Consider the following 5,032-nt stretch of genomic DNA (forward strand, 5'->3'; position numbering starts at 1 on the left):
TTGATGCGGTTGGTCAGCTCGGTGACCTGGTTGTAGATGGAGCGCCGCTCGGCCATCAGCGCGCGGATCTTGCGGTCGGCGTGCATGACGGTCGTGTGGTCGCGGCCGCCGAACTGGGCGCCGATCTTCGGCAGCGACAGATCGGTCAGCTCACGGCACAGGTACATGGCGATCTGCCGGGCCGTGACCAGCTGGCGGCCGCGCGAGCTGCCGCACAGGTCCTCGACCGTGAGGCCGAAGTAGTCGGCCGTGGCCGCCATGATGGCTGTCGCGGTGATCTCCGGTGTCGAGTCCTCGCCGCCCGGGATGAGGTCCTTGAGGACGATCTCAGTGAGGCCCAGGTCCACCGGCTGCCGGTTGAGCGAGGCGAACGCCGTCACCCGGATCAGCGCGCCCTCCAGCTCGCGGATGTTGCGCGAGATGCGGGAGGCGATGAACTCCAGTACCTCCGGCGGGGCGTTGAGCTGTTCCTGCACCGCCTTCTTGCGCAGGATCGCGATGCGCGTCTCCAGCTCCGGCGGCTGGACGTCGGTGATCAGGCCCCACTCGAAGCGGTTGCGCAGCCGGTCCTCCAGGGTGACCAGCTGCTTGGGCGGCCGGTCGGAGGAGAGCACGATCTGCTTGTTGGCGTTGTGGAGCGTGTTGAAGGTGTGGAAGAACTCCTCCTGCGTCGACTCCTTGTCCGCGAGGAACTGGATGTCGTCCACGAGCAGGATGTCCATCTCGCGGTAGCGCTTGCGGAAGCTGTCGCCCTTGCCGTCGCGGATGGAGTTGATGAACTCGTTGGTGAACTCCTCGGAGCTCACGTACCGCACGCGCGTGCCCGGGTACAGGCTGCGGGCGTAGTGCCCGATGGCGTGCAGCAGATGGGTCTTGCCGAGGCCCGACTCCCCGTAGATGAACAGGGGGTTGTAGGCCTTGGCGGGCGCCTCGGCGACGGCGACCGCGGCCGCGTGCGCGAACCGGTTGGACGCGCCGATGACGAAGGTGTCGAAGAGGTACTTGGGGTTCAGGCGGGCGGTCGGCTCACCCGGCCCGGACGCGGGGGCGGGCTTGGCCGCCAGCGGTCCGGGGGCGCCGGTGGTGGGCAGGTTCGGGCCCATGGGGCCGCCGCGGTGCACATGACCGGCGCCCCCGGGTGCGCCGTCCTGCCCGGGCAGCTCCCGCCGGCCGCCGTCGCGGTTGTCGTAGTCGCGGGCGTCGTAGTCCCGCCCGTCGTAGCCCCTGCCGTCGTAGTCGCGGCCGGGGTACTCGCGCTTGTCGTGGTCCCGCTTGTCGTACTCGCGGCCGTCGTACCCGCGGTTGTCGTACTCCCGCTTGTCGTGGTCGCGGCCGTCGTAGTCCGCGCGGGACGGCTCGTAGTCGGAGCGCGGCTGGTCGTACCCCCCGCGGTCGGCCGGCTGCGAGCGGTAGTCCTGCGCCGGCGTGGCGTACGGGTCCTGGGACGGCGAGGCGTACGGGTCCCGCTCGGGGAAGCCGAGCCGCTGCTGCTGCCAGCCGTAGTCGTCCTGCTTGGGGCGCGGCCAGGCGCCGGGCCCGGGGCGCTGGTAGTCCGCGTACTCCCCGGGATAGGCGGGGCGCGCGGTGGGGAGCTGGTCGGGGCCGTCGGACTGCTGGGGGCCCGGGCCCGGCAGCGGGTCGCCGCCTACGCCGGGGAGCTGGTCCGCGCGTCCGGGGCGGCCCGGGCGGGGGTTCTCCTGCCGGTGCCTGCCGTAACCCTCGTAGCCGCCCTGGCCGTCGTAGGAGCCCTGGCCCTCGTAGCCGCCCTGGCCCTCGTAGGAGCCCTGACCGTCGTAGCCGCCCTGGCCGGTGGGGAGCTCCTGCTCCTCGTAGCGCTGCGGGGCGGGCGGCGCCGGCGGAGCGGGTGCCGCGGGGGCCGGGGCCTCGCCGACGGAGCTGTCGACGGTGATGGCGATCCGGATGGGGCGGCCGCACTCGCGGCTCAGCGTGTCGCTGACCACGGGCGCGAGGCGGCCCTCGAGCACACCCTTCGCGAACTCGTTCGGCACCGCGAGCAGCGCCGTGTCCGCGACCAGCGCGAGCGGCTGACAGCGGCGGATCCAGTGCTCGTCCTTCGTCTCCACGCCCTGCGCGCGGCCGTCGCCGAGGAGCTGTTCCAGTACTCGTGGCCACACTGCGGCAAGATCGGCAGGTACGTCAGCCACAGGGCACGCTCTCTCACGGGTCCCACGAACGTGTGGTCCGGGGACGGGTCGGGACGGAATCGGTCGGATGTGCGGGGCAAAACCGCTGGGGCGGGGGACAAGGGAACGAATCGTCAGTCGAGTCACGGTATTCGGGGCGGCCCGTACGGTTCAAGTTGTTGTCCCCAGGCTGTGGACAGTGTCTCTCGGCGCCTGCTGGTTTGACCGAATGGCGCAGCCGCGCGTACCGTAACCAGGTCGAGTTGTCGATGGCTGCTGCCGCCTGCCTCCGAAGGGCACAGATCGCGCAAGGTGATCGGACAGCGGTGCACTCGGGCGTAACTGCGAGCTACTCGTGGGCGCACGGTGACAGCCAGGACGGCACCCCGCAACCACCGATTTCTTTCTGGAGCCCCCGAGTGAGCAAGCGCACCTTCCAGCCGAACAACCGTCGTCGCGCGAAGACCCACGGCTTCCGGCTGCGTATGCGCACCCGTGCCGGCCGCGCGATTCTCGCGTCCCGCCGTAGCAAGGGTCGCGCCCGTCTGTCCGCCTGATTCCGGTCAGGTCATGCCGTCGTGCTGCCCACCGAGAACCGGCTGAGGCGGCGCGAGGACTTCGCGACCGCGGTACGACGAGGACGCCGGGCCGGACGCCCACTCCTCGTCGTCCACCTTCGAAGCGGTGCCACGGACCCGCACGCGCCTGGGGAGAGCGCTCCCCCGACGCGTGCGGGTTTCGTCGTGAGCAAGGCAGTGGGTGGCGCGGTCGTACGCAATACCGTGAAGCGCAGACTTCGCCATCTGATGCGTGACCGGGTCGCCCTGCTGCCCCCCGGTAGCCTGGTAGTCGTACGAGCGCTGCCCGGAGCGGGCGACGCCGACCACGCTCAGCTGGCCCGAGACCTGGATGCCGCCCTTCGACGACTGCTGGGAGGGGGCGCGCGATGAAGTACCCGCTGCTGGCTCTCATCAAGCTGTACCAGTGGACCATCAGCCCGTTGCTCGGGCCGGTGTGCAAGTACTACCCGTCGTGTTCCCACTACGGCTACACGGCCATCGACCGGCACGGCGCGATCAAGGGAACAGCCCTTACCGCGTGGCGCATCCTGCGGTGCAATCCGTGGTCGCTGGGCGGTGTGGACCATGTCCCGCCGCGCAAGCGCCCGCGGTGGCACGAGATGCTGCGCGGCGCCTGGCGCGCACGCAAGGGCGGGACCTCCGCCGCCGAACCGGCCACCGACGGGACCAACCCGCCGAGCCCGGCCGCGAAGACCTCGTCCCATGCCCAAGGAGCATGATTAGTGGACACGATTGCCAGCCTCTTCAGTTTCATCACCTGGCCCGTTTCCTGGGTCATCGTCCAGTTCCACAAGGTGTACGGAGCGATCTTCGGGCCTGACACCGGGTGGGCCTGGGGTCTGTCCATCGTGTCCCTGGTGGTCCTGATCCGCATCTGCCTGATCCCGCTCTTCGTGAAGCAGATCAAGGCGACGCGCGCGATGCAGACGCTCCAGCCGGAGATGAAGAAGATCCAGGAGCGCTACAAGAACGACAAACAGCGTCAGTCCGAAGAGATGATGAAGCTGTACAAGGAGTCGGGCACCAACCCGCTCTCCTCGTGCCTTCCCATCCTGGCGCAGTCCCCGTTCTTCTTCGCCCTGTACCACGTGCTCAACGCGATCGCGACGGGCAAGACGATCGGCGTCATCAACGAGTCGCTGCTCGCCAGCGCCCGTCACGCGCACATCGTCGGCGCCCCGCTGGCCGCGAAGTTCACGGACAGCGCCGACAAGGTCGCCGCGCTCGGCGCGTCCCTGACCGACGTCCGGGTCGTCACCGCGGTCATGATCGTCATGATGTCGGCGTCGCAGTTCTACACGCAGCGCCAGCTGATGACCAAGAACGTCGACACCACCGTGAAGACGCCGTTCATGCAGCAGCAGAAGATGCTGATGTACGTCTTCCCGGTCATGTTCGCCGTCTTCGGCATCAACTTCCCGGTCGGTGTCCTCGTCTACTGGCTGACCACCAACGTGTGGACCATGGGCCAGCAGATGTACGTCATCCACAACAACCCCACCCCGGGTTCCAAGGCCCAGGCCGCCTACCTGGAGCGCCTGAGCAAGCACGTCACGAACCACGGCAAGGTCCGCAGGCGGAGCGAGAAGGCGATCGTCAAGGCGATCGTCACCAAGGGCCGCGACCGCAACGAGTTCGAGCGCAAGTTCATCAACGGTCTGAGCAAGGCGGGCCTGGTGGCCCAGGCCGACGGAACCGTGGTGAAGGGCGAGGGCGCCGTCGTGGTGCAGACCGAGGACGGCACGACCACCACCACGGCCGCCGCTGCCACGCCCCGGCGCCAGCAGCCCAAGCGGCAGTCCAAGGCCCAGCGCCAGTCGGGCGGTCCGAAGGCGGCCGGTGACACCGATGCCGAGCAGGTTCCGCAGACCACCTCGCTGAGCAAGTCCGACGAGCCGCAGGACGCCCCGCCGGCCGCCACCGAGAAGGGCGCGGCCGCCAAGCCGGGCAACGGCACCCGCAGCAGGGCGCAGTCCGGTCAGCGCAAGGGTCCGCAGCGGCCCAAGTCCCCGTCCAAGAAGTAAGAAGGAGCCCATCCCGTGACGGAAGGCACCACCTCCGCCGCTGCCGAGGGTGCAGACACCCTGTCCCGCCTGGAGCAGGAGGGCGAGATCGCGGCGGACTACCTCGAGGGTCTGCTGGACATCGCCGACCTCGACGGTGACATCGACATGGACGTCGAGGCGGACCGTGCGTCCGTCTCGATCATCAGCGACGCCGGCAGCCGGGACCTGCAGAAGCTGGTCGGACGCGACGGCGAGGTGCTCGAGGCACTGCAGGAGCTCACGCGACTGGCCGTGCACCGGG

Annotated in this window: 5 protein-coding genes and 1 pseudogene; 5 read left to right on the forward strand and 1 reads right to left on the reverse strand. The window is 69.4% G+C overall.

The window, feature by feature from the left end:
* Positions 1 to 2,165 (reverse strand): chromosomal replication initiator protein DnaA (dnaA, locus tag IE249_RS26840; protein WP_189708751.1); only part of this gene is annotated, 2,165 nt, incomplete at its 3' end.
* A 398-nt stretch (positions 2,166 to 2,563) separates the two neighbouring features.
* Between dnaA and rpmH the strand changes: the two genes are divergently transcribed.
* From rpmH to IE249_RS38605, 5 genes and pseudogenes are all read left to right on the forward strand, one after another.
* Entirely contained in the window at positions 2,564 to 2,701 is a 138-nt protein-coding gene (gene rpmH, locus IE249_RS26845; protein WP_003956500.1) for a 50S ribosomal protein L34, read from the forward strand.
* A gap of 21 nt (positions 2,702 to 2,722) precedes the next feature.
* Entirely contained in the window at positions 2,723 to 3,094 is a 372-nt protein-coding gene (gene rnpA / locus IE249_RS26850; protein WP_189708753.1) for a ribonuclease P protein component, read from the forward strand.
* A complete protein-coding gene (gene yidD, locus IE249_RS26855; RefSeq protein WP_189708755.1) occupies positions 3,091 to 3,444 on the forward strand; it encodes a membrane protein insertion efficiency factor YidD in 354 nt (117 codons plus the stop codon). Before rnpA ends, yidD begins: the two co-directional genes overlap by 4 nt.
* 3 nt (positions 3,445 to 3,447) lie before the next feature.
* A complete protein-coding gene (gene yidC / locus IE249_RS26860) occupies positions 3,448 to 4,749 on the forward strand; it encodes a membrane protein insertase YidC (protein ID WP_189708757.1) in 1,302 nt (433 codons plus the stop codon).
* 15 nt (positions 4,750 to 4,764) lie between these two features.
* Positions 4,765 to 5,032, forward strand: a pseudogene (locus IE249_RS38605) (single-stranded DNA-binding protein); the annotation flags it as partial.

The organism is Streptomyces anandii JCM 4720 (genome assembly GCF_014650655.1).
GTDB lineage: Bacteria > Actinomycetota > Actinomycetes > Streptomycetales > Streptomycetaceae > Streptomyces > Streptomyces anandii.